The sequence below is a fragment of the Pedobacter humicola genome, from assembly GCF_056490705.1.
In genome coordinates, this window is the sequence record NZ_JBWJIG010000003.1 from 15,416 (window position 1) to 41,996 (window position 26,581).

Sequence of the window (26,581 nt, forward strand, 5' to 3'; positions counted from 1 at the left end):
TTAGCCGATACGGTTGATCAGCTTTTGAATGTTCAGCAGTTTCTTTTCCTGTAATGTCTTTTTGCCATAAGCCGTAAAATATTCGTGCCGGGTGAGCATTTCCAGATTCAGCGCATCCCAGGCCATCTCGGTATAAACCAGTCCCAGGTTTTCTTCCCACTCGGCTTTCAATTTATTGGCATAGCGCTGGTAGTCGTTCAAAGAGAAATGATAGAAATCTGCATCGCAGATGACCATTTGGAGTTCGTTTTTAGGGAATTGCGGAAAACGAGTAGCCATAATGCATTCGCGAACCAACTCTACTCTATCGGGCTCAAAGCCGTTTCCTAAAAGAAATACCGCGGCAATATCCGCACTGGCTTCTTCATGTCCGATATACTTTTCAGTATAACCCAGATCGTGTAAATACGCAGCAAGGATCACCACCAAATGATCTTCCGCCGAAAGTCCCATGTTTCCGCCAATTAACTTTACGCCCTCCACTACAAGTAAGGTATGCTCCAGATTATGAAAATACATTTTTTGCGACAGCCTGTTCTTCAAACGCTCTTCCACAAATGATGCTACCTTAATTAATAACTGATCGACGATGCTATCCATTTAGATTAAATTAATCCAACGCAATGATATAAATGAATTCTGAAGAAAATCTGTAGTCAGGATAATTATACTTTACACAAACAAAAGTTCTCCCGCTTGTGATCAGTATGATCAGAAATTAGCCGATATAGATAAAACTGGCCAATATTTTTATCGCTTTATTTGTCCATAAATGGTTTCGGCTAAATCAAACGCAGATTTGGATAAATCCTGGCGGTTAACGCTGCTGATATTTGTATCAATAAAAGAAAATCAATTATGCGTGTATTTGTTACAGGAGCCACAGGCTTCGTTGGTACTGCCATTGTGCAGGAATTAATCAATAACGGTCATCAGGTATTGGGTTTGGCCCGTTCGGAGACCTCAGCCCAAAAGTTACTTACTGCCGGTGCGGAAGTTCACCGCGGCGACCTGGAGGATCTCGAAAGTTTGAGAAGCGGTGCAGCAGCTGCAGATGGCGTCATCCACGCGGGCTTTATCCACGATTTTACCCGCTTTGCAGAAGTTTGCAAGGTTGATGAAAAAGCCATTGAAACGATTGGCGAGGTACTGGCAGGCACTAACCGCCCTTTTATTGTTACCTCTGGTACAGCTTTGGTAAGTCCTGGAAAGCTGGCTACAGAAGATATTACCCCTCCTGTTAATCCTGCATGGCCAAGGGCTTCAGAACAAGCTGCTGATGCGGTAGCCGAACTGGGTGTACGCACAGCTGCGATCCGCTTATCTCCATCGGTACATGGCCAGGATGATTTACATGGATTTATTCCCATATTGGTCAACATCGCCAGAGAAAAAGGAGTTTCTGCTTATATCGGAGAAGGATTAAACCGCTGGAATGCGGTACACCGTCTGGATGCGGCCCGTTTATTCCGTTTAGCTTTGGAAAACACTATTCCCGGAACCCGCTTTCATGCTGCTGCAGAAGAAGCCATTACCGTTAAAGCAATTGCCGAGGCCATTGGTAAACAACTCAATCTACCAACCGTGTCAATAGATACTGAAACAGCTGCCGAACACTTTGGTTGGTTCGCGCACATGGCCGCAATTGATTGTCCGGCATCCAGCCAATGGACGCAGGATCAGTTAAACTGGCATCCTTCGCAGACCACATTGCTTACCGACATTGAAAACGGCATTTATACACAATCATAACCAGGATGAAAATTGTAGTAACAGGTTCTTTAGGGAACATCAGTAAGCCCTTAACCGAGATGTTAATTGCTCAGGGACATGCTGTAACCGTGGTCAGCAGTGATGCAAAAAAAATGGCGGCTATTGAAAAATTAGGGGCTACGGTCGCGATAGGCTCAATCGCCGACGTGGCCTTTTTAACCCAAACTTTTAATGGAGCAGATGCTGTTTATGCCATGATTCCCCTGAGTTTTACCGAACCCGATTTGGGCGATTATATGCACCGCATGGCACTTAATTATAAGCAGGCGCTCAATGAAGCCAATACCAAACGGATTGTACTGTTGAGTGGCTGGGCGGCAGACCAGGTTAAAGCCGAAAACCTGGAGTATTTGTTTGATGGGCTGCAAGGCGCCATGACAATTATGCGCCCGGCTGTTTTTTATACCAACTTCTACCAGTCGATGGATCTCATCAAAGGCAAAGGTTTCATTGGAAAATTCCTTACCCTGCGCTATTCGGGGCTTTGGGCACTGCTTACAGGCAAAACAGGCCTTTTGATGGGGAACTATGGTGGAGAAGACCGGATTGTTTTTGTATCGCCAAGGGATATTGCTGATGCTGTTGCAGAGGAACTGTTATTACAATCACCTGAGCAAAGAAGCATCCGTTATGTAGGCAGCGAAGAAATGACCTGCAATGAAGCCGCACAGATTATCGGTACTGCCGTGGGCAAACCCTGGTTAAAATGGGTATTGTTATCCGATAAGGAAATGTTGCAGGGCTTGAAGATGGCTAAATTACCCGAAAAGCTGGCAGAAACCCTGGTGGAAATGCAGGCAGCGATGCACAGTGGCAAAACACTGGAAAACTTCCATCAAAACAATCCCAAAATGGGTAGGGTTAAGCTGGCTGATTTTGCAAAGGAGTTTGCCGAAGCATATCATAAAAAATAACGAACTTTAGTAGAGTTATGAACAATCAACAGCTTTTTCGTTTCAGTAGTATCACCGAATATCACCGTGCAGCGGGCCTGCCTAAACCGGCACACCCGCTGATCAGTGTGGTACATATGAACGATCTGACCAGGCCGTTGGCCGAAGGTTCGTTCAGTTTGATCTATGATTTTTATTCGATTTCGATGAAAAGGGTGAAAAACGCAAAGTTTAAATACGGCCAGCAGGCCAGCGATTTCGATGAGGGCGTATTGTTCTTTATGTCTCCAGGCCAGGTGTTTGGGATGGAATTTGAAAAAGGTGTTGAAGTACACCGGCCTGAAGGATGGATGATCCTGATCCACCCTGATTTTTTATGGAATACTCCCCTGGCTAAAAGCATCAAACAATACGAATTCTTTAATTATTCCGTTCATGAAGCACTCTACTTATCGGATAAGGAAGAAACCATACTCAATGCGCTTGCCGCCAATATTGAGCATGAGTACCATGCCAATATCGACCGCTTTAGTCAGAACGTAATCATTGCCCAGTTGGAGCTAATGCTCACCTATTCGGAAAGGTATTACCAGCGCCAGTTTATTACCCGTAAAATCGCCAGCCATGAAATCCTGATCAAACTGGAAGATTTGCTCTCTAATTATTTCAGCAGTGGTTTGCTGGCCCAAAAAGGGCTGCCCACCGTGACTTATATTGCCGAAAACCTCCATATTTCGCCGGGCTATCTGAGTGGCCTGCTCAAATCGCTTACCGGACAAAATACGCAGCAGCATCTCCACAATAAACTGATCGAGCTGGCGAAAGAAAAGCTTTCCACTACCAGCCTATCCGTGAGCGAGATCGCCTACGAATTAGGCTTCGAACACCTTCAGTCATTCAGTAAACTGTTCAAAACCAAAACCAATCTTTCGCCTATAGAGTTCCGCCATTCATTTAATTGAAACCTTTTGTCAAAGGCCTAAGCTTATAACCTAATGTCATTAAGTTAAGCACATATTCACATAACTGCGCCCTACTGGTCAGATGGGAATAAACACGGTTTTCATACCCCTACTCAATCAGCTATGCCTATCCTTAGACGCATCTCTTTGATCTTGCCTCTTAGACTTTCGCTAGCTTGCTTTAATCAACTACAGGCCTTGCCGAAGACGCTGTCAATCCCAAGTGGCTGGAGAATCAAAAAAACAGATGTAGAAAAGAGCATTTAGTACTGCCAAACCTGAAACGCAGTGGTTTTGTGTTCATAAAGAAGATTTAAAGTCTTCATGAGTATTAGAACACAAAACGAAGTGCCGCTGTTTTTTTGATGAGGGTAGGCTGTGAGGAGCCACCTTGCTGGATTGACAAAGCATTTTTGCATACTTTTGATGCCTCAAAAGTTTGATGCCCTGCGGCATAGGAGCAGAAAATGGATATATTAGTTTTTCAGTACTAAGCTCCTTTAATAGAAGGAAAAATGCTGTCCCAAAGCTACGGGACAGCATAACGATATCCTTATGTAAAAGAGCAAAAAAGCGAATGCAAGTTAAAAAGATCATCCTAATTCGAGTCAGCTGGAAGCAGACCTTCCATCACCCGAAAAACTAGAAAGATAGTATCTAATCATCTCTGTTTAAACCTAACGACATTAGGTGTAATCTCAATTAAATCAGGAATGAATTTTTTCCAGCCTTTAATTTATAAGTTTTTCCTTTCCAGATAAACTCACCGTTTATGGCCTCTGGCAGGTTGATATCAACTTTCCATTTATTGTTTTCCAATTTATAAGCCACAGCTATTTTTCCATGCGGATGAGGCATTTCACCGCTAATGTCGGTCATACTGCCTAAATGTGGCGTGATTTTAACCCGGTTAAAACCTGGCGAATCGCTATCAATACCCAATACCATTCTGAAAAATTCGATATTCGGGCTGCTTCCCCAGGCATGGCACTCCGAACGAACGGTTGATAAACTCGAATCTTCTGCCCAGGTGGTCATCCCCATTTTGATATTTTCTCTCCAGATATCCAGCCAGTTCATAAAATCGTTACCCATCCCACCCTTTAGCAAAGCCTGGTGCAGGTAATATTTGAAATAAACTGTACACTGTGTTAAGGATTTATCGCTCAGCATAAGGTTGCATAATGATGCAATATCCCCTTCTTTTACAATACCGCTCAGGATGGCAAGCGAATTGGTATGCTGCGAAAATTCGTTTTTATCCCTGGTGTCGGCATACATTTTTTTAGCCGGATCCCAGTATTTACGTTGAATGGTTTCTGCCAGTTGCTTCGCTTTCTGGTTATATAGCGTCGCATAAACAGGCAAACCCATCTTGGCTTCCATTTTCGCCGCCCACTGATAAGCCAGAAGCAACTGCAGATCATAAATCGCTGCACTGCCGTCTGATCCTTTTGGCCCCCAGCCCATATTACCTGCCCAGTCTACGAAAGTCCAGTATGGCACATCTTTCAGCGAACCATCGGCCTGCTGATACTGACTAAAAAAATCGAGGATCGCCCGCTCACCTGTTAATTTGCTTTTGATGAAATCACTATCATCGCGGTACATCCAATAATCGTGGAGCATACCGATATACCATAAAGAGAAGGTAGAAATAATCTGGTTACTGTGTGTGGGGTACCGGCTAAAAGTAACGCCTTCTGCCAGGCGGGAATGGTCCATTAGGTTAATGGCATTACGCGCCAACCGGTCGTCACCACTGTAATAATAGGAAACCATTGCCTGGATACGTGTATCGCCTATGTATTGTAACTGCTCGTAGTAAGGGCAATCGGTATAGGTTTCCCATGCATTTAACCTCGCGGTACGCCAGCCAATATCGAGGATCTGTTTAATTTCCGGATTGCTGGTATTCAATACCGCCGTTTGTTTAAAAGGATAACCTGTAAAAGTACCGTACAGATCTTCGATCACCAATGGCTCAGCTTTGGTACGCATCACCAATTTGATGTAGCGGTATGTTCTGAAGTTAAGGGTGGTAAAAACCTGATCATCACTGCCATCGGTGAGTATGCTATCTTTCCGGCCGATAAATTCTTTTCCCGCTACATCATTCCGGTTGCTTTTACGGTAACCATCGCTCACTTTATCGTAAAGTGTTTCTGCATAACTTAAAGATAGGCCTGCGCCTTTTCCTTTTGACAGTGCAAGTGTAATGTAGGCATTGGTGAGGAAAGTTTGATCGAGCAATAAACTCACCGTAGTATTGGCCGGAATGGTTAATGGCGACTTTTGGGCAGGAAATAATTTTGGGATGCTCATGCCTGTAGCGCTTCTTACCGTTGAAATGCGCTGATTGGTCATTTCCATCTGCGGTATAAATGAAGGTACCAGCGACCAGCCGAAACCATCGCCACTGCCTTTAAGTTTTCCGTCGAACATTTCGTTGACGCCGGGCCAGGTACTGTCGTCAAAATCAATGCTTGTCCAATCTCCTTTGATGCTTTCGTTCATGTCGACTATTTCGCCTTTAGTTGCCGCGAAAAAGAATCCCGGGATCGGGTTACGTCCGCGGTTTTTGATACATTTCCAGCTTTTATTGGTATTCAGGATTTCTTCATCGGCAGAATTTCCCTGCAGGATAAATGCGGTACGGACGGTAATCTGCGCCTCCGGACGGTATTCGGCTTCATTAAAAACCAGTGCTGAAACTAAGTTCTTACCTGTTTTTAAGTAGGGCGCAAGATCAACGGTTTCGAAATTCCAGAAATAGGTATCGCCACGGGCGGGGCCCAATGAGACCAATGTGCCATTCACATAAAGTTTATAGCGGTTATCGGCCGATACATGGATTTTAAATGTAGCTGGTTTCGAATTCAGGCTAAAATTTTTACGGAAGTGGTAAACGCCGTATGCCCGTCCTTCGTCGCCTCTGGCAGCGATCCATTTGGCATTCCAGGGTTTTAAAGTTGCAGATGGAGTAATCACCTGGGCCATTGAAGGCAGTACAGCGGTGATTAAATACAAGGATAACAGAAATATATAGCGTTTTCTCATCAATGGTTTATATTTTGGTTAGTAACGTAATGTCTATTTTATGAAGGTAATCAGATCAGCTTTTTCATTTTAAAGCTTTTGCGATTTCTTTGTCGGCAAGGGGTTCCATCACCTTATATCCCGCCAGATTGGGATGAACACCGTCGGTTCCCAGTTCATTTTTAAGTCCCCGATCAGCATTTACCATTGCGGTAAAATAATCGATATAACCCAGGTGATGTTTCATAGCGTAATCTTTAAGCATTTTATTCAATTTAGCAATAGACTCTTTTGGATCGAGGCCTGGTTTCCATGGAATAGCATAAGCTGGTAAAACCGATGACAGGATCACTTTAATGTGTGCGTTTTTTGCCAGTTCGGCCATCGAGAAGAGGTTCCCTGCAACATTTTCAATTTTCGATGGGCCGGTATTTTCGGCAATATCATTTATTCCGGCTAAAATAACCACCGCTGTTGGTTTGAGGTTGATTACATCTTCCCTAAACCTCACCAGCATCTGTGGAGTAGTTTGTCCGCCTATGCCCCTGTTAATGTACGCGTGTTTTTTAAAATAATCAGCATCCGTATTGATCCAGCCTTCGGTAATCGAATTGCCCATAAATACCACCCGTTTTTCACCTTTGGCTGGTGGCGGTAATTTTTCGTTATCACCTTCGTAACGTTTTAACCAGGGCCAGTCTTCATGGTAGCGTTTTTCTACCATTTTCTGGAAATTGGCCCAGTCTTCTGCTTTTTTCTGTTCGTCGGTTTGTTGTGCATTTACCATTGAACAGGCGGCCAACAATATTCCGCAGATCTTAAATCTTAAATATCCCATCAGAATTAAATTTAATTATAAAAACTGGCACCAGCACCTAAAATAGCTGCTTCCTCGCCTAAAAGCGAAGTGCGTACCGGAAAGCTGTAGCCCATAATTTCAGTAAGGTATTTCCTTGTGTTATCTAGAAAATAGTGTTCTGCTTTGGCAATATTGCCACCAATTACAGCCGCCAATGGCCTTTTCTTTTTGATAAAGAGGTATAAAAAGGAAGCCAGGTTTTTACTGAACTCATCGAACACCAGCTGGAAACTGGGTGAAAGATGATGATTCTCTACCAGATCCTTTACATCTTCTACTTTGATCCCACTCAATTCGGCAAACCTTGAAATGAACCACCTGGTTGAGATATAATCTTCAGCGATTCCTTTCAAAAAAGGCGTTTTCCAAAGGTTAGAATCCTGGGCAGCCCCTTTAACGGTATGTGAAGTGCCCAGGCCCGTACCAAGGGTAAGGCCAATGGCTTCGTCGAACTCGCTGATGCTGCCCGAAAACAATTCACCCTGAAGAAAAGAAGCCGCATCATTAATAAAATGAAGCACTCCCTCCTCATAGCCCAGTCTTTGCGCCAATAAAACCTTTACGTTCTGGCCGTAAAGATTTTCGTATTTATTCTGGTCTTTTATTTTACAGATACCGGTTTTGTAATCCATCGGACCTGGCATGGCAATGCTGATACGCTGAGGTTTTATTGCACTACTACCGATCGACTTTTCGATATTATCTGCCCAGGCATCGATAATCTCCTCTACAGACCCGTTTGTATTGATCTTGTTCCGGTACCAGCTTGATTTGATGCCCTCTTTTTTTTCGAGATCAACCAGTTCTGATGTAATGTGCGAGCCGCCAATATCGACTCCTAATACTATTTTAACCATTTTTAGACTTATTTTAGCTAAATCGTTTTAGCATTTCCCTAATATTTTTCCTCGTTTACTGTTTTATTATGCCCGTGATGATGATCCTCTGATAATCATCTCGGCATTGAGTATGATGGTTTGTATCTTTTTTGTTTTAACAGGGCTATTCAGTTTATTGAGCAGCACGGATATAATCTGGTTAGCAATTTCTTCAATGGGTTGGGCTATTGCGGTAATCTGTGGTTTATACAGTTCGAAAAGGTCCTGGTCATCAAATACAACTATGCCAAGATCTTTTGGAATCGTTAACCCTAGTTTTTCAATTGCTTTTAAACCATATACACATAAATAGTTGGTTGCAAATACTACGGCATCTATCTCTCCCCTGCGTTGTAAAAATGCTTCAATATGTGCGGTCACTTTTTCCGGCGGAAAATCGTATGATATTTCTTTCAGGTATTGAGGCAGTTTGTGTTTCTTAAGGGTTTCTTCATAACCTAAAAGCCTGTCGTTCATTTGCGATTGCAACGAATCCAAAGTGATAAACGCGATGTTCTTGAAACCTGATTGAATCAGCTCTTCCACGGCTTTCGCCGTACTCTGGTAATTATCGACCAGGATCGTATCCGTTTTCAGGCCTTTCAGGTACCTATCAAAAAGAAGCACTGGTTTTCCGGAATCGATGATGGCCTGGAGTTCCCCTTCAATTCCCTCCGGAGCGGCGATGATATAGGCATCAACATGCCTTTCTTCATACATTTTCAGAAATTCTTTTGTCTTTTCTGTATTGTTCCCGGTACTGCTATACAGGATTTTATAACCACTTTTATAGGCCTTTTCTTCAATGTTTCGTGCGATATGTCCAAAAAACGGATCTGAAATACTTTCTACCATCAACGCGATGGTATTGGTTTTTCCTGTACGCAAACTTCTGGCGAGCGAATTGGGTTTGTAACCGATTTCTTCTACAAATTTTAATACTTTATCCCTGATCTCGTCGCTAATGCGTTTTTCTTTCGACCGTCCGTTTAAAATAAACGACACGGTAGTTGGCGATACATCCAGGCGTTTTGCAACTTCAATTATTGATATTTTCTTTTCCACGGGCAGGTTTTTGATGGGGCTAATTTAGCGTTTTATGGGCGAACTAAACTTTGCGGCAAACAAGAAAATAACAATATAACATACAATTGGAAGATAATAGGCTGTGGCCACATCATGTACAGCAACCAATCCCATTAAAAACGGCAATACCGCCCCGCCAACTACCCCCATTGAGATATAGGAGGAAGCCTGTTGCGTATGTTTACCCAAATTTTTGATCCCGAGGGTAAATATGGTCGGAAACATGATGCTAAAGAAGAAGTTGATCATCAACAGGGCAATGAAAGAAACAAGGCCAAAGCTTTGGGCAACGATGAGGCACATTACAATATTACCCACGGCAAAAGTAGCGAGCAATTTATTGGGCGCGATAAATGTCATTAAATAGGTACCTAAAAAGCGTCCGGCAAGCATCATGGCCATAAATATGACCATAAAATACCCTGCTTTTTCGTTGCTAAAACCCATTTTTTCGTGGGCATAGTTGATGAAAAAGGCCCATGTTCCACCTTGTGCAGCCACATTAAAAAACTGCGCTGCAACCGCCCATTTAAAATGGGTATGGGCAAATAAAGATTTCTGCGGTGTAGGATCTACATTTACAGCATCATCGGGTAAACTGGCCACAACGTGGGGATCGGTGGTATCGGGCACTTTAACGAATGAAAATGAAATGGCTATTATGGTAATCACGATGGCAATGGCTACATAAAGTACCTTTACAGACCCTAGTCCGCCTCCGGCATGTTCGTTTCCGAATAAAAAATATGAACCTAATGCCGGACCGATTAATGTACCCACGGCATTAAACGACTGCGCAAAATTTACACGCTGATCGCTGGTGCGCTGATCGCCAAGTGAGGCCATAAAAGGATGCGCTACCGTTTCCAGTGTCGACATGCCGCAACCCAATATAAAAAGTGCGAACCTGAAAAATCCAAACGATTCGGCATTTGCCGCAGGATAAAACAAAAACGAACCTATTGCGTATAAGGAAAGGCCCAAAAGCACACCTTTTTTGTAGCCAAACTTTTTCATGAAAAGGCCGGCGGGTATGCCCATTACAAAATAGGCACCAAATATCGAAAACTGCACCAATCCCGACTGGGCTTTGGATACGTTTAACACTTCCTGAAAATGTTTGTTCAGTACATCGCCCATCGTCATCGATATGCCCCATAGGGTAAATAATGAAGTCACAAAAATTAGTGTGGTCAGAAATTTCTTGTCGGTAAAAGGAACCTTTTGCATGTGGTCGTTTTTTGGTCTTTGCCGAAAACAAGATATTTTACGGCCATTTTATATTTGGTTAACTGTTGCTTTTGTTAAAAAGACATTCTAATATCTATATATTAAATCGATTTAGCAAGTGTTTATTCAATAATTTATAAATGTTACACAATCAGGGTTATTTCCAGTTGTACAGTCTCACTACGTGCGGGCGGTAATTATCAGCTGTACCGGGACCGTTAAAGTTATTGCCAAAACCTACCGGATTGATGTTATAGGTGATCACCAATTCGCCGTCTTTCGATAAACTGGGGTGAACAAATGAATTATAAGTTAAGAATTCAGGGTTCTGGCCAGATGCACCCGAATAGCGATCGGGTATTTTATAAATGGTTCTTTTGTTTATGAACGGTCCCAGCGGACTGGTACCTTCCCAGATGTCGATAGTTAAACCTAAACAGGTCCCCTGCGAGACCATATAAGTTTTACCATTTTCTTCGAATACAGTCGGCATCGATGCATTATTCTCGGCAATCGTCACAAAATCATCTTCGTTTGTTGGTGCGGTAGTTACCCAACCGGTTTTGGTATAATATTGCCATGGCGAGGTAAGGTCGTGATTGGCCACCCGTGCCACAAATATTTTTGCTCCGCAGATGCCGGTGCTTTTGCTGTTATAAATATAACTGTAGCCATCGGAGCAATTGAACAGACTGGAATCGAAACTGAAAGCACCGATATAAGCATTCTGGTAAATGCGTTTCAATTTCATATCCGGAAGTGAAAATACTCCGATTTCGGTTGCATAATGGTAGAGGTTTCCACTGCCATCGAGCTTTAAACGATCTAATAACATTTGCGCTTCGCCATTCACAATCTGTGCCGGGCCCGGCCAATATAAATCTTTGTCGCCATCTGGTGCTCCGGGCACGATAATCCATGTTTTACCCTTTCCTGCCCCATCCAATGGGTTTAATTGCAGTTTTGCGGCGGTAGGTGAACTGCCCTCCTGCATAAAAGCGGCATTACGAACAAAGGTATTTTTGGCAGGATCTCTGTTGCGGTTGGCCTCAACAATGCCATAAAAACTATCCTGGAAGGACCAGAAAATATTTCCATCCGGCATTTTCAAACTAAAACACCCATCTCCTCCATTCCAGCCGGTATAACAGGTTAAAAAATTATCGTAAGCCAAATCCTGGTAGGCCTTAACCTTTGCATCCCAGTTTCCGGTATTGGGGATCAGTTTTAGGCCAGCATCAATATCAGGATTGGAGAAAAACTTAAACTCTACGTACCAGTTCATGCTTTGCCCTGAAAGTGCAGTTACCTTATACACTACCTTATTGTTGCTCAGGGTGGGATTGATTTTTGAGCCACTTGCCGGACTGATTGTGGCGCCGTCTGAGATGGTAATTTGAGGTACAATGGCAGATATATCAGTGCCTCTTTGTACAGTGACCAGGACTTTCGACGAATCGTTGGTAAAGGTAATGGCTTCATTCCCGATCTGGGCACTGCCTATTTTAAAGGATTTAATTACCCTTCCCGGACTTGGCGGGTTATCAACATCGGTTTTACGGCATGCCATGCAGCAAAAAACCACAAGTGTAGCGAATAGAATTTTTTTCATGGATTTTGGTTTGGATTGGAAATTATCCCGTATACGGTTAGCTAAATTTTGACATGTTTGATGGCTTTCTATAAATCGCAATCAATCCCAAAACCCCTCCCACAAACATCAGCAATGAGATTAACTGTGCCTGGGTAAGGTTAAAACCCAGGATCTGGTAAAAATGGTTCACCCTTATTTGTTCGATAAAAAATCTTTCTAAACCATTGATGAGGAGAAACAGGCAGAAAACCACACCCGATCTTTTTATCTTTTTTCTGAGCAGCCAAAGAATTAAAAAAGCTGTGGAAATGATCACGATTTCGTAAAATGATGTCGGGTAAACGCCCTCTACCAGTACCCTGCAGTGATTACCCCTACAGTTTGGAATTAAAACCCCGCTGTTTAATACGTTGTGCGGAAAATTAAAAGACCACATCCAATCGGGCAATGCCGATAACCAACCGGGTTTGGGCCGGGCATTAACAATTCCCCAGTCGCCATCTCCTGATAGCTGGCAACCCATTCTTCCAACAGCATAAGCCACGAGCATGCCGGGCGAGCCAATATCGGCCAGAACGATCAGTTTCATTCCGTATTTATGCCCGATGTACAGATAAATCAGGGCCCCAAATACAAGGCCGCCTAAAAAAGTCCAGCCGTTTGCCGATAACAACTGCGGCATCGGGTCGGCAATAAATAGTGTTATATTTTCGAAGAAACTGAACAACCTTGCGCCTACAAATCCGCATATGGCGCACCAAAAAATCAGGGTATCCATTAACTGGTAAGGATGTGTGAGTACCCCCTTTCCCATAAAAGGTTTGATATAACCTTCTTTTTCTTTCCGTTTAAATTCCGACTTAAAAACAAAATAAGAAAGTACAAAAGCCAACGCTACAAAAAGACCGAAAGTTTGAATGGGAAGCGGAATCCCAAAACCAAATACATATTCAAACAGGTCGGAAAGCGTCGGGAACATTTTGTACTTTCTTAAATTATCTTTTCAATTTTATATTTAAAAACCGATCTGTACACCAAGATTAATAACCCTTTGGTTCAGATACGAATCTCCCTGCGAACCACTTGCTACCTCAGGATCCTGCTGATAGAGCGAATAATTGGTCCAGGTGGCCAGGTTATACGAACTCACATAAGCATTGAGCTTATTGATTCCGAAGGGAAGCCATTTGCTTGGCAGCTGGTAATGCAGCTCTACCGTTTTTAACCTGATGTATTTTGCATCAATGAGGTAAAAATCGGAAGGGAACGCACTCGGACTGTTTACCGAATTATTCAGGGTAGACAATCTTGGGAATTTAGCCGTTTCGGCAGTCGCTGGTGTCCATCTTTGCAGGTGGATATCCTGTAACTGTGTTTGAAAAGGCTCTATCGCATTGCTGCCCAAAATTAAACTGTAACCCAATTGGCCTTGAAACAGTATGTTCACCGAGAAGTTTTTGTAGGTAAAGTTGATCGGCAAACCTAAGGTTAGGTTCGGCGGAAAGTTTGGTTTACCAATGGCCGATTTATCTTTATCATTAATTACACCATCATTATTTAAATCGGCATATTTTAAGTCTCCAGGCTGTATCGGCACCGTACCGAGCGGTTTAGCACTATTTGCAATATCGGCCTGATCTTTATAATAGCCGATCCAGGTATAACCAAATGGCTGGCCAATCGGTTTACCGGTTTCTAACAGGTAAGGATAATCAGGAAAAGGTTCATCTTTAAACAACACCTTATTTTTGTTATAGGTAAATACCAAACCAAAATCCATTAAAAGGTTGCCAATTTTCGGACGGTAATTGAAGGTACCCTCAACCCCCTGGTTAAGTACACTGCCCAGGTTATCTTTTGGTAAACCAACGCCTAAAATGGCTGACACGGAGTTTCTGTTGATCAATTGATCATCCCTGATGTTGCGGTAATACTCCACCGTTAAAGCAAATTTACCTTTCAGGAAGTTAGATTCGAGACCAATATTCAGCTCTTTGTATTTTTCCCAGGTTACATCGGGATTGCCCAAAGTTCCCTCTGAAAAGCCCGGATATTTTACCGGACTCACCCCAAAGTTATAGCTGCTAGACTGATCGTACTGCTGGATATAAAGGTATTTGTTACCATCTACCACATCCGAGCCTACCAGTCCGTAAGAAGCTCTCAACTTGATAAAATCGATAAATTTCGCTTTATCCTTGATAAAATTCTCTTCGGAGATATTCCATGCAGCGGAAACGGCAGGGAAATATCCATAATGTTTTAAAAACCTATCGGTACCATTGTAGGCACTGTTAAAATCGATCAGGTATTTGCGTTTATAGCCATAACCTACCCTAAAGCTATAACCACGGTAATTGGCAGGCAAGATAGAAAGATCGCTGGTGGTATTTTGATTGAATACGGCTAATCCGTTGATATTATGGTTACCGAAATCCCTGTTGTAGTTTAAAATTCCCTGTATAGTTACCGATTTATAGGTAGAACCCGGTCTGCTGATCAAACTCAGTGGCGAAAGTACGTATCTCGGCGTACCCGGGCGCATGGCATAGGTATCTGTTGTTGGGTTATAACGGTAAACCGGAGGGTCATCAAACCTTTGCAAGCCACGTTCTAATTTTGTGGTGCTGGCATAGGCTACCTTTCCGTTAAATGATAGTCCTTGGGTAAGGAAATCGAGTTTTTGTGTACCCTGTACCAAAATATTAAAATCAGTGCTTCTTTCTCTGTTGTAGCCCTGTGTGGCCAACCTTGAGTTAATAGTAGGCAGGTTATCGGCCCCTAAAGATTTAGGGTTGTAAGAATAGCTTCCATTTGGATTGAGTACCGGAGCAGCATACGGTGAAATCCGGTTGTACTGATAAATTTCGCCAAGCAAGCCACTATTTGCCTTTGGTGCATTAATATCGCCAAATCTTCCGGTTAAATCGATCCTTAAATCGAGGGTTTTGGTTGCTTTTAAGTCTAAGTTTGTTCTGAAATTATATTTATGGTAAAAGAAATTGCTGTTTACTTCACTTTGCGGACCGGAGAAATCGCGTACAGAACCATTTTGGGTTAATGCACCTGCGGAGATAAAATACTTTACATTGGGTGTACCGCCCGAAATATCGATATTGGTATTGGCCTGCAGCGATGCGGGTTTAAAAACAACATCGTACCAATTTACATCCGGATGCCCGTATGGATCACTTCCATTTTGGAACAGATCGAGATCTGCCTGGGTAAAATCAGGCTGCAGGCCATCATTTTTTAACGCTTCGTTTCTTAAAAGAGCGGTTTGATAGGCATTTAAAAATTTTGGTGTTTTAACCGGATTCTGTACCCCACCTTCGATCCTGAAATTAACGGTCGGTTTACCCACTTCTCCCCTTCTGGTTTGCACAACCAAAACACCATTGGCACCTTTGATACCATAAATAGCTGTGGTTGCTGCATCCTTTAACAGGGAAATACTTTCAATTTCATTTACGTTGATCTGCGATAATTGCTCGTATGTATATTCGATATCATCCACAATGATCAAAGGTTTGTTGCCATTGCTGTTTAACGAGCTGATCCCCCGGATCTGGAAATCGGAAGCATCTTTACCCGGCTGACCTGATCTTTGCTGAGAGGTAAAACCCGGTAAACGTCCCTGCAAGGTGTTCTGCACACTTGAGGTTGGAATGTTCCTGATTTTTTCAGCAGAGATGGTACTTACAGAACCTGTGCTGGTAATTTTGGTCTTGTTTGAAAATCCCTGCACCACTACCTCATCAAGCCCTTTGCTTTCTGATTGCAGATAAGTATCAGATAAAACATCGCCAGTAACCCTTATTTCCTGAGTTCTATAACCAATGCTTTTGATCACCAGCACGTTGGTTTTCCCCCTGAGCACAATGGTAAATTTTCCATCGGAGTTTGTACCTGTTGCGTTATTGGGCACATTTTTTTCGGTAACTGTGGCACCTGGTATTGGTCCCTGGCTATCCCTTATCGTTCCGGTAACTCTTTGCTGTGCAAATAACAGGAAGGGTACTGCAACGGATAATATAAAGAGTAGAATAATTCTTTTCATCAGTGTTATATTTTGTTGATGGTTTTATTTTTTTGAGATCGGCAAAACTTACCAGCCAGGGTTTTGTACCAGGTTTCCGTTTCTGATCATTTCGCTGTTGGGTATCGGGAACAGGTAGCGGTTTGCATTGCCAAAGCTTACCTGTTGCACATCCTTGGTTTCGTAACTCACCAGCCCAGAATTGGCACGTAAGATTTTTTTGCCATGTAGTGTTCCGGTAAGCACCTGTTTTGCAGTTAACCAGCGTCTGATATCCCAAAAATGATGTTCTTCAAATGCCAGTTCTATTCTTCTTTCGTTTCTGATCACCGTACGCATTTCATCCTTGGTCATGTTATCCTTTAAACCATAACCATAAGTTGTTGCGGGTGTACTGTTCTGGATAATTTCTGCCCGTTTCCTGATCTGCACAATGGCATTATATACGTCAGCAGAAGGCGCATCCAAATATTCATTTTCTGCTTCGGCGAAGTTTAACAGCACCTCAGCATACCTGAAATAATTAAAATTGTGGTAGGTACTGCCATAGTTGCCTGCAGTTTCGTAATCGCCCATGAATTTCCTTAAATAATAACCTGTTTTGGTCTGCTGTACGCCTGTTCCGGGTTTGCTTACCCCACCCTCAAAAGTCTGCACCTGCGTATTTAACCACTGTTTGCCGTTATAGAAAACTGAAGCATCAAACCTTTTATCGCGGTTGAGGTATGGGTTGTTCACATCGTATCCTGTTGGGTTGCTAATGGAAATCGGATCTTCGCTGATCGGTTTTCCGTTAATGGTTAAAAAAGCATCCACAAATTCCTGTGTCGGACTGGTACGCCCATTCCCGGTGGGATTACCCAAGCCAATGGGACCATTGGTAACTTCTATAGATGAGCCTGCACCGCCATTACGGGAAAGAATAACTTCGGGACTGTTCTGTTTAATAAAGGCATCCTTAAATTTTGCTTCTAAAGAAAACCGGCCGTAGGTAACCAGTGCTTTCGCAGCATCAGATGCTCTTTTCCACCGGTCTTTTGAATAATCGGTATAACCAGACAAACCTTTTTGTGCCGCGGCACCACCAGGCAGGCCAACATCTCCGTTATGATTGTACAAAGGGCTTGCCGCGTAAAGTAATACCCTCGCTTTTAGCGCCAATGCAGCACCTTTGGTTATTCTGCCGAAATTGCCATCATCAACCGGATCTGTCCGTAAACTATCGGTCGCTTTATCGCATTCGCCCACAATATATTCTACGCAATCGCTAAAGGTATTGCGGGGAATGAGTACATCTTCGCTGGTAATATCTTTAACCGAATTGCCTACCAGTGGAACCCCAGCATATCTTTTTACGAGTTCGAAATAGAAAAAAGCGCGTAAAAAACGGGCTTCGGCCCTCCAGGCCTTTCTGAGTGGCACCCCGGTTGGAATGGTTCCCTTAACCGGAACCTTTTCGATGTTGTTTAAAAAAACATTTGCCGCGCGGATCGCCTTATAGTTTGCAGCCCATGTATCATCGAAATTAGTGAAAATATCGTAACCACCGCCCATTTGCACGTTGGTAACCGGAACCAGGTTGATGGCCGATGATACCGCATCATCGGTTGCCGCATCCAGATAATCACTCGAAATACGGTTAAACCCGTTGGGCAGGTTACTATAAATATTGACCAGGAATTTCTCCGCATTTGTTCCCAAAGAATCTTTTGTATCCCATACATAATCCTCTGATAAGCGCTCGAGTGGCTCTAATTCATAAGATCTCTTGCAACCATTAAGAACAACTAATGCCGTTACTGTGAAAAACAATAGTTTACCAATATATCTTTTCATGTTCTTTAATTCTAATTCTACAACTTTAAACTAACGCCTGCATTATACACCCTTTGGATCGGGTAACTTGTTATCCCGATTTCAGGATCTGCATCTTTATATTGCGAGATGGTAAACAAATTTAAACCGCTAACAAATACCCTTAAACCAGATACATGGATTTTAGCCAGCAGGTTACGCGGAATGCTGTAACCCAACTCAACATTTTTTATCCTGATGTAATTATTGTCTTTTAGCCAATAGGTAGACATCACGTAAGGAGAACCGTCAATGGTGTTCTGGCCATCTATCCTTAACCTTGGCAAGGTGGCATTTGCACCGTTTTCTGGCGTCCATCTGCCCAGTAAGCGTTCATAACCCTGCCCGTTGTTGGCCAGAAAGGCGGTATAATCATTTGTAGTGATCTGGTTATTGAGTACGCCCTGAACCATTACGCTGAAATCAAGTCCTTTGTAATTGAAACCTAAAGTGGTTCCGTAATAAACCTTCGGTTTAATATTGCCGATCAATACCTGGTCGTAGTCACTGATGATGCCATCGCCATTTTGGTCGATATATTTAATATCTCCGGCAATCGGACGGACACCCTGAAAAGTTGGTGCCGCCGCAGCCTGTGCATTGGTTTGTAAAAGGCCATCGGCAACAAAACCGAATACGGCATCGGCAGGATATCCTGTGGTAACATTGTAAGCATATTTCTGGATGACTTCATCTTTAAAAATAACCTTCGACTGTTCTAAAGAGGCATTGGCCGTTATAAAATAATTGAAACTGTTTTTGTTGTTTTGATAAGTAAGCTGGAAATCGGCCCCCGTGTAACGCGTAATGCCGATATTCTCATTCGGATAGGTATTACCAATCAGACTACTGGTTTGTCCTCTCTGCATGCTGAGATCGTAAAAACGGTCTCTGTAATAATCAGCTGTAAAATTTAATGCGTTTTTAAGAATATTAAAATCTAAACCCAAATTCAGTTTATGGGCTTTTTCCCAGGTAGCATTAACCGTAGTGAGATTAGGCTGCTCCGTTAAGCCTGGGATATTCACTACCCCTGTTCCAAAATTGTACGAACCTGCACCGGTTTGGGTATAAAAACCCCTGTAGCCAAAATAACCAATGTTATCGTTCCCACCGGTTTTACCATAATTAAGCCTAACCTTTAAGAGGTCGATCCATTTTGCATTATCCTTGATGAAACTTTCTTCTGAAATTTTATAACCTAAGCTTCCTGCATAGAAAAACCCGAACTGGGAACCTTTCTGGATCCGGTCGTAACCACTGTAGGTTAAAGCCGCTTCTGCAAAATATTTTCCTTTGTAGTTGTAAGAACTTTTGGCGGCAATGTTGGTATGTTTAAAAGGCAAATCAAAATTGGTAATTACATTTTTTTGATCGGCCAGTATGAGGTTTTTAAGCGAATGGTCGCCAAAAGTTTTGTCTAAACCAATTGCTGCCTGTGCATATGTAGTTTGGTAGTTACTGGATAAGTTAAAATCATTCGACTGTGCTGTAGAACCGCCAAAAGGATTATAAGCTGTAGTTCCGTTAGCGCCAACTACACGTTCATAAACGATCGAATTTTCGGTACGGATAATGGTTGATGTGGTACCTGCCGTCGTATTTCCCTGAATCCGTGCGTATAAACCCTTTATAAAATTATCGAATTTATATACCATGTTGAGGTTGGCCAAAACATCGCGGGCATTGTCTAAAGTATAACCTGAGGCAAAGGTTTGGGCATAAAGATTTGAGGTGAAGTTTTTGTTTCCACCATAACTGCCATTCGGGTTGTTAATCGGATAAGCATTTGAAGGCGTGGTAATCATTGAGCTGTATAAACTGGAGTAACCCGAGCCTGGCTGGTTCCCATCTTGTATACGTCCGAACAATTGCAGCGCAACGTTAAAATTCTTGTTTACATTCACATCGATACTCGAATTTACCGTATAACGTTTCGAGGTAAGTGAGGTAGAATAATCTTTTACCGATGATTCCTTAAATAAGCCATCCTGGCTAAGGTAACCTAACGAAACCACATACCTCGCGATATTGTTCCCACCGTTCACATTAAAACTGTAACGCGAAATCGGTGCTGTTTTTTTAAGCAGGATATCCTTCCAGTTGTTATCAGGATGCCCTATCGGATCACTGTTGTTCCGGTAGGCATCAAAATCGGACTGTTTGTAAATTGTTGCATTTCCGCTGCCCAATAAAGCCTCGTTATATAAATAGGCATATTCATAGGCACTTAATGGCTTTGGATCGCTCAATGATTCTTGCACACCATATTGTGCAGAAAAACTGATTCTAGGCGCACCTTTACTCGGCTGAGTGGTGGTGATCAGCAATACCGGACTTGAACTTCTTTGGCCCAGCATGATGGTAGACATCGCATCTTTTAAAATGCTGATAGATTCGATATTATCAAAATCAATCGAGGTAAAATCGCGTTGCACCCCATCGATGATAGCTATCGGTGTGCGGGAATGAGAGGTTAAGCTAAAATCAGAACTTTCGGTACTGGTAAAATTGCTTCCAAATTTGCCATCTGGCGATACAATGCCTATAAACTGATCGACAATTCTGGTTAAACCACCAATATAAGGGTTCCGGTAGCCTGTATTTTGTTTTACATGTAGTCCAGCCAATCGCCCGGCCAATGCTGCCGAATAACTGCTCGCAGGCGTACCCAAAAGCTGTTTGGTATGGATGGTTGATATCGAGGCCAGATTATCTTCGGTTTTTACCGCACCGTAAAGTACCTTGGTGGTATCAGTAACGGTAAGATAACGTTCATCGAGCCGAACTATTAGTTTAACATCAGCGGCACCAATGCGTTTCTGGTAGGGATAATAACCCAAATAATTCACGATCAGTTGATCGCCTTCTTCAACCGAGATGGTGAACACCCCTTCCTGATCAGAAACCCCGGTGAGGCCTGATTTTCCGGCAACGGTAATTTGAGCATTCGCCAAGCCCCTGCCAAAAGGATCAACTACGGTACCTGTAACGGATATCGCTTTCCGGCCAAATGATTTGTCATCAACCTGCTTTGCTTTTACCTGCGCCACTAAGGTTAAGGGCGCCAGACAAAAGAGGAGAATGAATGCTGAAATGCTTTTCTTAAAGTAATTATAAAACATAAACTCAGATTTAGTAATAGTTTGTTGGTTTGTTTTGCAACCCATTCCTTTATTCAAATGGCAGTATTTAGCGCAAAAAATGTCCCGATAGGAAATAATTTTTATTTGCCTTACACCATTTCAAGAAAGTTTTTTTTCTAGGTTACGGTTAGTTAAATGGTTTTATAAACATTTAAATGGATGTTTGAAGGGAACGTTTGACAATCCGCCGAAACCGACTTTATTACCCGCCGCATCCGTAAAATAATATTCCATTTTGGCCAGCACCTGCCCATCTTTTAAATTGAAAAACTGTCGTGGCCAGATCATCTTGCTAAATTTTTTCTGATCAAGCGGACGCATTTTCGATATTTCATCTGGCGTACAATGGGTAACTATTTCACCTGTGGTGGTGGTACCCGTTCCGCAGATATAGATATCGCTAGCGTTGCTAATGGCCGTAGTATACAGATCATTGTCGAAATCTATCTTATAGATATCGTTATCAACTCCCGCTAACGGCAGCATTGAAGCCAATGGTTTGTTGCAGAAATCGATTCCATCTCCGGTTCCATCGGTTACACTTAAACAGCTCGAAAACAGCGAGACATAATTTTCTGCCGCATTGTTCCAGCTTCCATCAGGATAACCACCAATATAATAGCCCAGTTTTACCAGCATATTTTCGGGACCAACTTTTGTTTTGATGTTCACATCAAAAGTGACATCCTGATTGGCATTGTAGTTTTTAGAGTCAGACCAGAAAACAACCCATTCATTATCGTCAATCAGGTTAGGATCAACACTTTTAAGCAATCCTTTTAATGCTGTTGGATAATCCAGTTGAGAGCCATCTGGCTTTGTTCCTGCAGGGACAAGGGTTAAGCTGCCGCTTCCCACCTGTGGCGAAGTATAAGTCATGGTAGTATTGCCTGCCTGATCTGCGCTCCAGCCTTTCGGAACCAAAAACCCGATCACCAAACGATAAGGTTTGTCATACCTTAGCGTGGCATGTCCACCAGCAATTTTAATGTTCATCACCTCTCCGGCTTTTATGGTACTGGGCTGGATGATTCCTCCTGTAGGCTGGTACATACATACGTTGTATACAAATAGAAAACACAACGGCAAACTATATAAAACGCATTTTTTGAAATTCACTTTTATTTTGTAATTCTTTTTCATATCCTGCGTTTAAAATTTGGCCAAAGTGTATTGATAAATATTTTTCTCGCATCCGGCGTTGAAGGTGATGGTCAGCTGTCTGCTATCGCCCACAATCGGGAAAAAGAGATCGGATTTTACCGCAGCTGAACTTCCATCCTGGTTAAAACTTACCGTAAAGGGATAACTGGGATCGTTAAATGCCCATTTGCCGTTTTTTGCAACGATAAAAGGGACCTGTTGATTTTCGAGCACATAGCTATCGGCGGTAAACTTTACCGTAAATTTGCTGATGTCTAACTGGGTGGTGATATCGGTACTGTTCTGTAAAACCCTGATGATTTTCCAGTTGCCCACCAAACTTTTATTGCTTTCTAAAGCAATGGGCACGCTTGTTTTTTTGCAGGTTGAAAACACCAGTATCACCAGGCACAGCTGAAATGTTTTTACCAGTACTTTTGTAAAATTCTTCATAACGTTAACAATCAATATTTTATAAAAAACTCAATAACCAGGATTTTGAACCAATCCCCCGGGTTTAGAAACTTCGTTTAACGGAAATGGCCAGAAATATTCGGCATTTATAAATTTGTGCGTTCGCACAGGAACTTTTTTGTAGGTGTAGGTACCGGAAGGGGTTTTGGTTATCTCCATCCCATTGAGTGTCCGGTTTTCCACCTCGGGCGCAATCATCCACCTTCGCACATCCCAAAACCGCTGTTCCTCAAAAGCAAATTCAACCCTTCTTTCGTGCTGAATGGCTTTGCGCATTTCTTCTTTGGTCATGTTCGGTTTTAAGCCATAAAGATTGTTCGAACCCGCAGTAATTCCCGCACGCTTGCGGATACTGGTCAGCACGGCATACACATCGGCCGCCGGACCCGAAAATTCGTTGGTGGCCTCGGCATAATTTAAAATTACCTCAGCATAGCGCATTAAGGGATAAAAGCGATCGGTTCCCAGACCGATTCTGTTGGCGGCCGAGTCGCGCAACATTTTATTTGCATAATAGCCAGTTGGCGTACCCACATAAATACCATCATATTGCGCACCAACATGGGTGTATACCGGCAATAACTGGTTGCTGTTATTAAAATCGGCCTTTAATGTAAGATTGTGTAAAATGGTGTAATGAAACCTCGGATCGCGGTTGGCATAAGGATTATTCGGATCGTAAGGGAAGGCAGCAGTAGGATCAGTGATCGATTTACCATCAATCATATCGAAATCATCGGCAAGTTCCTGATAAGGATAGGTGCCATTCATATTGGTCTGGCCACCACGGGTTGGTGGCGAAAAATCCTGATCGAGCCACAGTTCGGCAAAATCACCCGATACCGAGCCCCTGAAAATAAATTCGTTATTTACACCTTTTGAAGCATAAAAAACACGCATAAAACCTAAACCAGTTCTGGTTTCCGGAGCTACCGTAGGTTCATCATACAGTACATAACCCAAATTCATCACTGCTTTGGCTGCATCAGCAGCCAGTTTCCAGCGGTTGGCGTCGAAGGCATCATAAGAAACCATTTTTTTAGCCGGACTTCCCGCAAACGGACTGGAACCATTAAATAACGGACTTGCGGCATACAGCAATACCCGCGATTTTAAAGCCATACAGGCTCCGGTGGTTGCCCTTCCATAGTCTCTCGCTTCGTACTCACGGGACAGATATTTAGCAGCAGAATCGCATTGCGCCACCACATAATTTACCGTGCCTTCGTATGATCCCCTTATTGCGGGGATATCATCATTCCTGCCGTAAATCACGTCGCCAACAATGGGTACGCCTCCATAATGTTTTAACAACATGGCATAATACCAGGCCCTTAAAAACAGTGCCTCTCCTTTCACGCGTTGTTTCTGAGGGGCATTAAAAGTTGATTTCGGCAAATTGATCAGCAGTTTATTTACCGCACGGATATTCTCGTAACAAACACTGTACGGACCGGCCGAAACATTGCTTGGGTTGATCGCACCAGAAATAAATTGTTTGTAAACGTTGGATGATGAGTTTACCGGACCTTCGGCCTCATCGGTGGCCACACTTAAGCCAGCCGAGCCGAAGCGCCTGTTGGCAAAGCTGAAGTTCACATCAGCATAGATATTGGTCAGGAAACCCATCGTACGGGTACTGTCGGTAAAGACATCCTCTTCTCCAATACCTTGCAGTTGGGGATCTAAAAAACTTTGCTTTTTGCATGAAGCAGCAAGCAGCATAATAATCCCGAAAATAAGGGTTTGTAAAAATCTGTTCATATAGAACTAAGTATTTAAATGTATTTGGTTAGACACTTATATACTAAAGACTTTAAATAACAACAGACCGGATAATCTACAACAGAAAATATTGCATTGATAAAGCAGGCCTGAGCTAAGTAAAATTATTCGTATACGGTTTATATTTGGTTGTGTAAGGGTGATTACAAGTACTAATCTAGTCAATAAAAACGTTTTAGCAAATTATTTTAAAATATTTTTTCACATTTATTTTATTTTATTCTTATACAGCGTTTAAACAAGGTTTTAAGCACAAAAAACTTTACCTACGCCATTTAAAGTTAGATTAAACGTTTTAGCAAAAATCTCCAATCTCCAATCTCCAATCTCCCATTACCTACTTCTGCTCCTGCCAATTATCGGATCTGAACGGGATGGCTGGTAATGCATCATTATTCTGAAGATTGGTTACCGGGTAATTGGTAAACGCATATCTTACCGCCACCGGTTTTTTAATATCGGTGCTCCATACTTCGATGTGCTGATCTACAATTTTAGCTTCTGCGGGATAAAAGATACCATCTGCTCCTGCAAGGGTAAAATACTTAGGTGCATCCTGGTCATTAGTGCCCAAACCTGATTTTACAGATGCTTTTTTAAAGAAGACGGATACACGATCACCTTTCACGACCATTTTTTCAAATTTTGGGCCTAAATAGGAAATGTTTTGCCCATAGGTTAAATTGAGTGCGGTTTTAGCCAGGCGGATACCCAGAGGCATTTTCTTTTTCGGATGAAGATCTTTGGCCTCCCCCACATCCATGCTCACCACCATTGCGGTATTTTTTACACTCGATATTTTTTCCTGTGCTTCCCTGAAAAAAGCATAATCGGCCAGTTTCGGATCTTCTTTATCATAAAAAAATGGCGCTACCTGCACATAATAAAAAGGCAGTTCACCCTGATAGAATTTTTTCCGCCATTCCTTGATTAAAGTTTGGGTGGCCAAAGTATACGAATCGCGCTCCATACGGTTTCCTTCACCCTGGTACCAGCAAAATCCTTTGATCGATAAATTGGTAAAGGGATTGATCAATGCATTGTACAACAGGAAGGGCCTGGTTACCTTTTCGAAACTAAAGCCTCCATTGATTACCTCTTTTGATTTTTCACTTCTTAAATATGGTTCCAGGTAAACAGTGTCTAACATTGGGTTAGCTTTAAGGGCTTCCTGAGGAACAAAAGCTTCTACTTTTGATGCACCAATACCCGAAAAGATCAAACCAACAGGAATATTGATTTCTTTCTGGAGATATTCTCCAAAGTAATAACCAACCGCACTAAAATCTTTTACCGTTTCGGGCGTACAGGCCTGCCATTTGCCTTTCACATTTAAAATTGGCGTGGCACTAAAATTCAACTCTGTGTTAAACAAACGGATATTAGGATGCCTGGCGGCCGGAAGACTTGTAGCGGCATCCTTATCTTCCTGCAGTTTAAACTGCATGTTCGATTGGCCACTGCAAAACCAGACATCACCGATCAATAAATTATCGAGTATTACCTGATCCGAAGCTGAGGCTACGGTGAGTTGATGTGTATCAAAATTGCCCTTTTTGGCTTTGGGAACATCGATTGCCCCAATAAAATTGCCCTGATCATCCGCATTAACCGCTACCTCCTTTTTAAGCCAATCGGCAGTGATCGTAATTTTGGTTAAGGGTGTGGCCTGCCCCCAAACTTTAAAGCTTTTGCCCTGCTGGATAACCATGTTACTTTGCAGTACATTGCTCAGTTTTAATGCTGTTTTTTGCTGTGCAAATAGATTTAAGCCCGATAAAAGGCTCAATACCATAAAGGTGATTTTATAAATTGTTTTCATCATG

The 26,581-nt window shown here is 42.5% G+C and carries 18 protein-coding genes; 3 read left to right on the forward strand and 15 right to left on the reverse strand.

Going from position 1 to position 26,581, the window contains the following annotated elements; translation table 11 throughout:
• Positions 1–600: an HD domain-containing protein gene (locus AC04Q1_RS06260; RefSeq protein ID WP_478362877.1), complete on the reverse strand. Its 600-nt coding sequence runs from the start codon at positions 598–600 to the stop codon at positions 1–3.
• 258 nt (positions 601–858) lie between these two features.
• On the opposite strand from AC04Q1_RS06260, the gene AC04Q1_RS06265 reads away from it, so the two are divergent.
• Genes AC04Q1_RS06265 through AC04Q1_RS06275 form a run of 3 tightly spaced genes read left to right on the forward strand, consistent with a single transcriptional unit; the run spans position 859 to position 3,628 of the window.
• Positions 859–1,752, forward strand: a complete 894-nt coding sequence (locus AC04Q1_RS06265; protein WP_478362879.1) for an SDR family oxidoreductase — start codon at positions 859–861, stop codon at positions 1,750–1,752.
• A gap of 5 nt (positions 1,753–1,757) precedes the next feature.
• Positions 1,758–2,687, forward strand: coding sequence for an SDR family oxidoreductase (locus tag AC04Q1_RS06270; protein WP_478362881.1), 930 nt, complete (start codon positions 1,758–1,760; stop codon positions 2,685–2,687).
• Between the two features lie 17 nt (positions 2,688–2,704).
• Positions 2,705–3,628: a helix-turn-helix domain-containing protein gene (locus AC04Q1_RS06275; RefSeq protein ID WP_478362883.1), complete on the forward strand. Its 924-nt coding sequence runs from the start codon at positions 2,705–2,707 to the stop codon at positions 3,626–3,628.
• Positions 3,629–4,330: 702 nt separating this feature from the next.
• Here the strand turns inward: AC04Q1_RS06275 and AC04Q1_RS06280 are convergent.
• The 14 genes from AC04Q1_RS06280 to AC04Q1_RS06345 form a co-directional block, all read right to left on the reverse strand.
• The gene (locus tag AC04Q1_RS06280) at positions 4,331–6,688 is read right to left on the reverse strand and encodes an alpha-L-rhamnosidase-related protein (RefSeq protein WP_478362885.1); all 2,358 of its coding nucleotides are present in this window, start codon (positions 6,686–6,688) and stop codon (positions 4,331–4,333) included.
• A 64-nt stretch (positions 6,689–6,752) separates the two neighbouring features.
• Positions 6,753–7,505 (reverse strand): SGNH/GDSL hydrolase family protein, encoded by a 753-nt coding sequence (locus AC04Q1_RS06285; protein WP_478362887.1) that lies wholly within the window; start codon positions 7,503–7,505, stop codon positions 6,753–6,755.
• A gap of 11 nt (positions 7,506–7,516) precedes the next feature.
• Positions 7,517–8,383, reverse strand: coding sequence for an ROK family protein (locus AC04Q1_RS06290; protein ID WP_478362890.1), 867 nt, complete (start codon positions 8,381–8,383; stop codon positions 7,517–7,519).
• A gap of 66 nt (positions 8,384–8,449) precedes the next feature.
• Positions 8,450–9,469, reverse strand: coding sequence for a LacI family DNA-binding transcriptional regulator (locus AC04Q1_RS06295; protein ID WP_478362892.1), 1,020 nt, complete (start codon positions 9,467–9,469; stop codon positions 8,450–8,452).
• A 24-nt stretch (positions 9,470–9,493) separates the two neighbouring features.
• Entirely contained in the window at positions 9,494–10,720 is a 1,227-nt protein-coding gene (locus AC04Q1_RS06300) for a sugar MFS transporter (RefSeq protein WP_478362895.1), read from the reverse strand.
• A gap of 157 nt (positions 10,721–10,877) precedes the next feature.
• Positions 10,878–12,332: a DUF5005 domain-containing protein gene (locus AC04Q1_RS06305; protein ID WP_478362897.1), complete on the reverse strand. Its 1,455-nt coding sequence runs from the start codon at positions 12,330–12,332 to the stop codon at positions 10,878–10,880.
• 37 nt (positions 12,333–12,369) lie between these two features.
• A complete protein-coding gene (locus AC04Q1_RS06310; protein ID WP_478362899.1) occupies positions 12,370–13,293 on the reverse strand; it encodes a prolipoprotein diacylglyceryl transferase in 924 nt (307 codons plus the stop codon).
• A gap of 36 nt (positions 13,294–13,329) precedes the next feature.
• Positions 13,330–16,374 carry a SusC/RagA family TonB-linked outer membrane protein gene (locus tag AC04Q1_RS06315; RefSeq protein WP_478362901.1) on the reverse strand — a complete coding sequence of 1,015 codons (3,045 nt, stop codon included), beginning with the start codon at positions 16,372–16,374 and terminating at the stop codon, positions 13,330–13,332.
• Positions 16,375–16,422: 48 nt separating this feature from the next.
• Positions 16,423–18,189 (reverse strand): RagB/SusD family nutrient uptake outer membrane protein, encoded by a 1,767-nt coding sequence (locus tag AC04Q1_RS06320; protein WP_478362903.1) that lies wholly within the window; start codon positions 18,187–18,189, stop codon positions 16,423–16,425.
• A 17-nt stretch (positions 18,190–18,206) separates the two neighbouring features.
• Positions 18,207–21,332, reverse strand: a complete 3,126-nt coding sequence (locus tag AC04Q1_RS06325) for a SusC/RagA family TonB-linked outer membrane protein (protein WP_478362905.1) — start codon at positions 21,330–21,332, stop codon at positions 18,207–18,209.
• A gap of 162 nt (positions 21,333–21,494) precedes the next feature.
• Positions 21,495–22,496, reverse strand: coding sequence for a DUF4961 domain-containing protein (locus AC04Q1_RS06330; protein WP_478362907.1), 1,002 nt, complete (start codon positions 22,494–22,496; stop codon positions 21,495–21,497).
• Positions 22,497–22,505: 9 nt separating this feature from the next.
• Positions 22,506–22,949, reverse strand: coding sequence for a DUF5004 domain-containing protein (locus tag AC04Q1_RS06335; RefSeq protein ID WP_478362909.1), 444 nt, complete (start codon positions 22,947–22,949; stop codon positions 22,506–22,508).
• A gap of 30 nt (positions 22,950–22,979) precedes the next feature.
• Positions 22,980–24,734 carry a RagB/SusD family nutrient uptake outer membrane protein gene (locus tag AC04Q1_RS06340; RefSeq protein ID WP_478362911.1) on the reverse strand — a complete coding sequence of 585 codons (1,755 nt, stop codon included), beginning with the start codon at positions 24,732–24,734 and terminating at the stop codon, positions 22,980–22,982.
• A gap of 358 nt (positions 24,735–25,092) precedes the next feature.
• Positions 25,093–26,580, reverse strand: coding sequence for a sialate O-acetylesterase (locus AC04Q1_RS06345; RefSeq protein ID WP_478362913.1), 1,488 nt, complete (start codon positions 26,578–26,580; stop codon positions 25,093–25,095).
• Position 26,581: the final 1 nt, after the last annotated feature.

What these genes read in the sequence shown, in the direction of transcription:
- AC04Q1_RS06260 (WP_478362877.1), bottom strand. Translation starts at nt 600, where the DNA reads ATGGATAGCATCGTCGATCAGTTATTAATTAAGGTAGCATCATTTGTG.
- AC04Q1_RS06265 (WP_478362879.1), top strand. Translation starts at nt 859, where the DNA reads ATGCGTGTATTTGTTACAGGAGCCACAGGCTTCGTTGGTACTGCCATT.
- AC04Q1_RS06335 (WP_478362909.1), bottom strand. Translation starts at nt 22,949, where the DNA reads ATGAAGAATTTTACAAAAGTACTGGTAAAAACATTTCAGCTGTGCCTG.
- AC04Q1_RS06275 (WP_478362883.1), top strand. Translation starts at nt 2,705, where the DNA reads ATGAACAATCAACAGCTTTTTCGTTTCAGTAGTATCACCGAATATCAC.
- AC04Q1_RS06285 (WP_478362887.1), bottom strand. Translation starts at nt 7,505, where the DNA reads ATGGGATATTTAAGATTTAAGATCTGCGGAATATTGTTGGCCGCCTGT.
- AC04Q1_RS06310 (WP_478362899.1), bottom strand. Translation starts at nt 13,293, where the DNA reads ATGTTCCCGACGCTTTCCGACCTGTTTGAATATGTATTTGGTTTTGGG.
- AC04Q1_RS06270 (WP_478362881.1), top strand. Translation starts at nt 1,758, where the DNA reads ATGAAAATTGTAGTAACAGGTTCTTTAGGGAACATCAGTAAGCCCTTA.
- AC04Q1_RS06340 (WP_478362911.1), bottom strand. Translation starts at nt 24,734, where the DNA reads ATGAACAGATTTTTACAAACCCTTATTTTCGGGATTATTATGCTGCTT.
- AC04Q1_RS06315 (WP_478362901.1), bottom strand. Translation starts at nt 16,374, where the DNA reads ATGAAAAGAATTATTCTACTCTTTATATTATCCGTTGCAGTACCCTTC.
- AC04Q1_RS06280 (WP_478362885.1), bottom strand. Translation starts at nt 6,688, where the DNA reads ATGAGAAAACGCTATATATTTCTGTTATCCTTGTATTTAATCACCGCT.
- AC04Q1_RS06325 (WP_478362905.1), bottom strand. Translation starts at nt 21,332, where the DNA reads ATGTTTTATAATTACTTTAAGAAAAGCATTTCAGCATTCATTCTCCTC.
- AC04Q1_RS06290 (WP_478362890.1), bottom strand. Translation starts at nt 8,383, where the DNA reads ATGGTTAAAATAGTATTAGGAGTCGATATTGGCGGCTCGCACATTACA.
- AC04Q1_RS06320 (WP_478362903.1), bottom strand. Translation starts at nt 18,189, where the DNA reads ATGAAAAGATATATTGGTAAACTATTGTTTTTCACAGTAACGGCATTA.
- AC04Q1_RS06305 (WP_478362897.1), bottom strand. Translation starts at nt 12,332, where the DNA reads ATGAAAAAAATTCTATTCGCTACACTTGTGGTTTTTTGCTGCATGGCA.
- AC04Q1_RS06345 (WP_478362913.1), bottom strand. Translation starts at nt 26,580, where the DNA reads ATGATGAAAACAATTTATAAAATCACCTTTATGGTATTGAGCCTTTTA.
- AC04Q1_RS06300 (WP_478362895.1), bottom strand. Translation starts at nt 10,720, where the DNA reads ATGCAAAAGGTTCCTTTTACCGACAAGAAATTTCTGACCACACTAATT.
- AC04Q1_RS06330 (WP_478362907.1), bottom strand. Translation starts at nt 22,496, where the DNA reads ATGAAAAAGAATTACAAAATAAAAGTGAATTTCAAAAAATGCGTTTTA.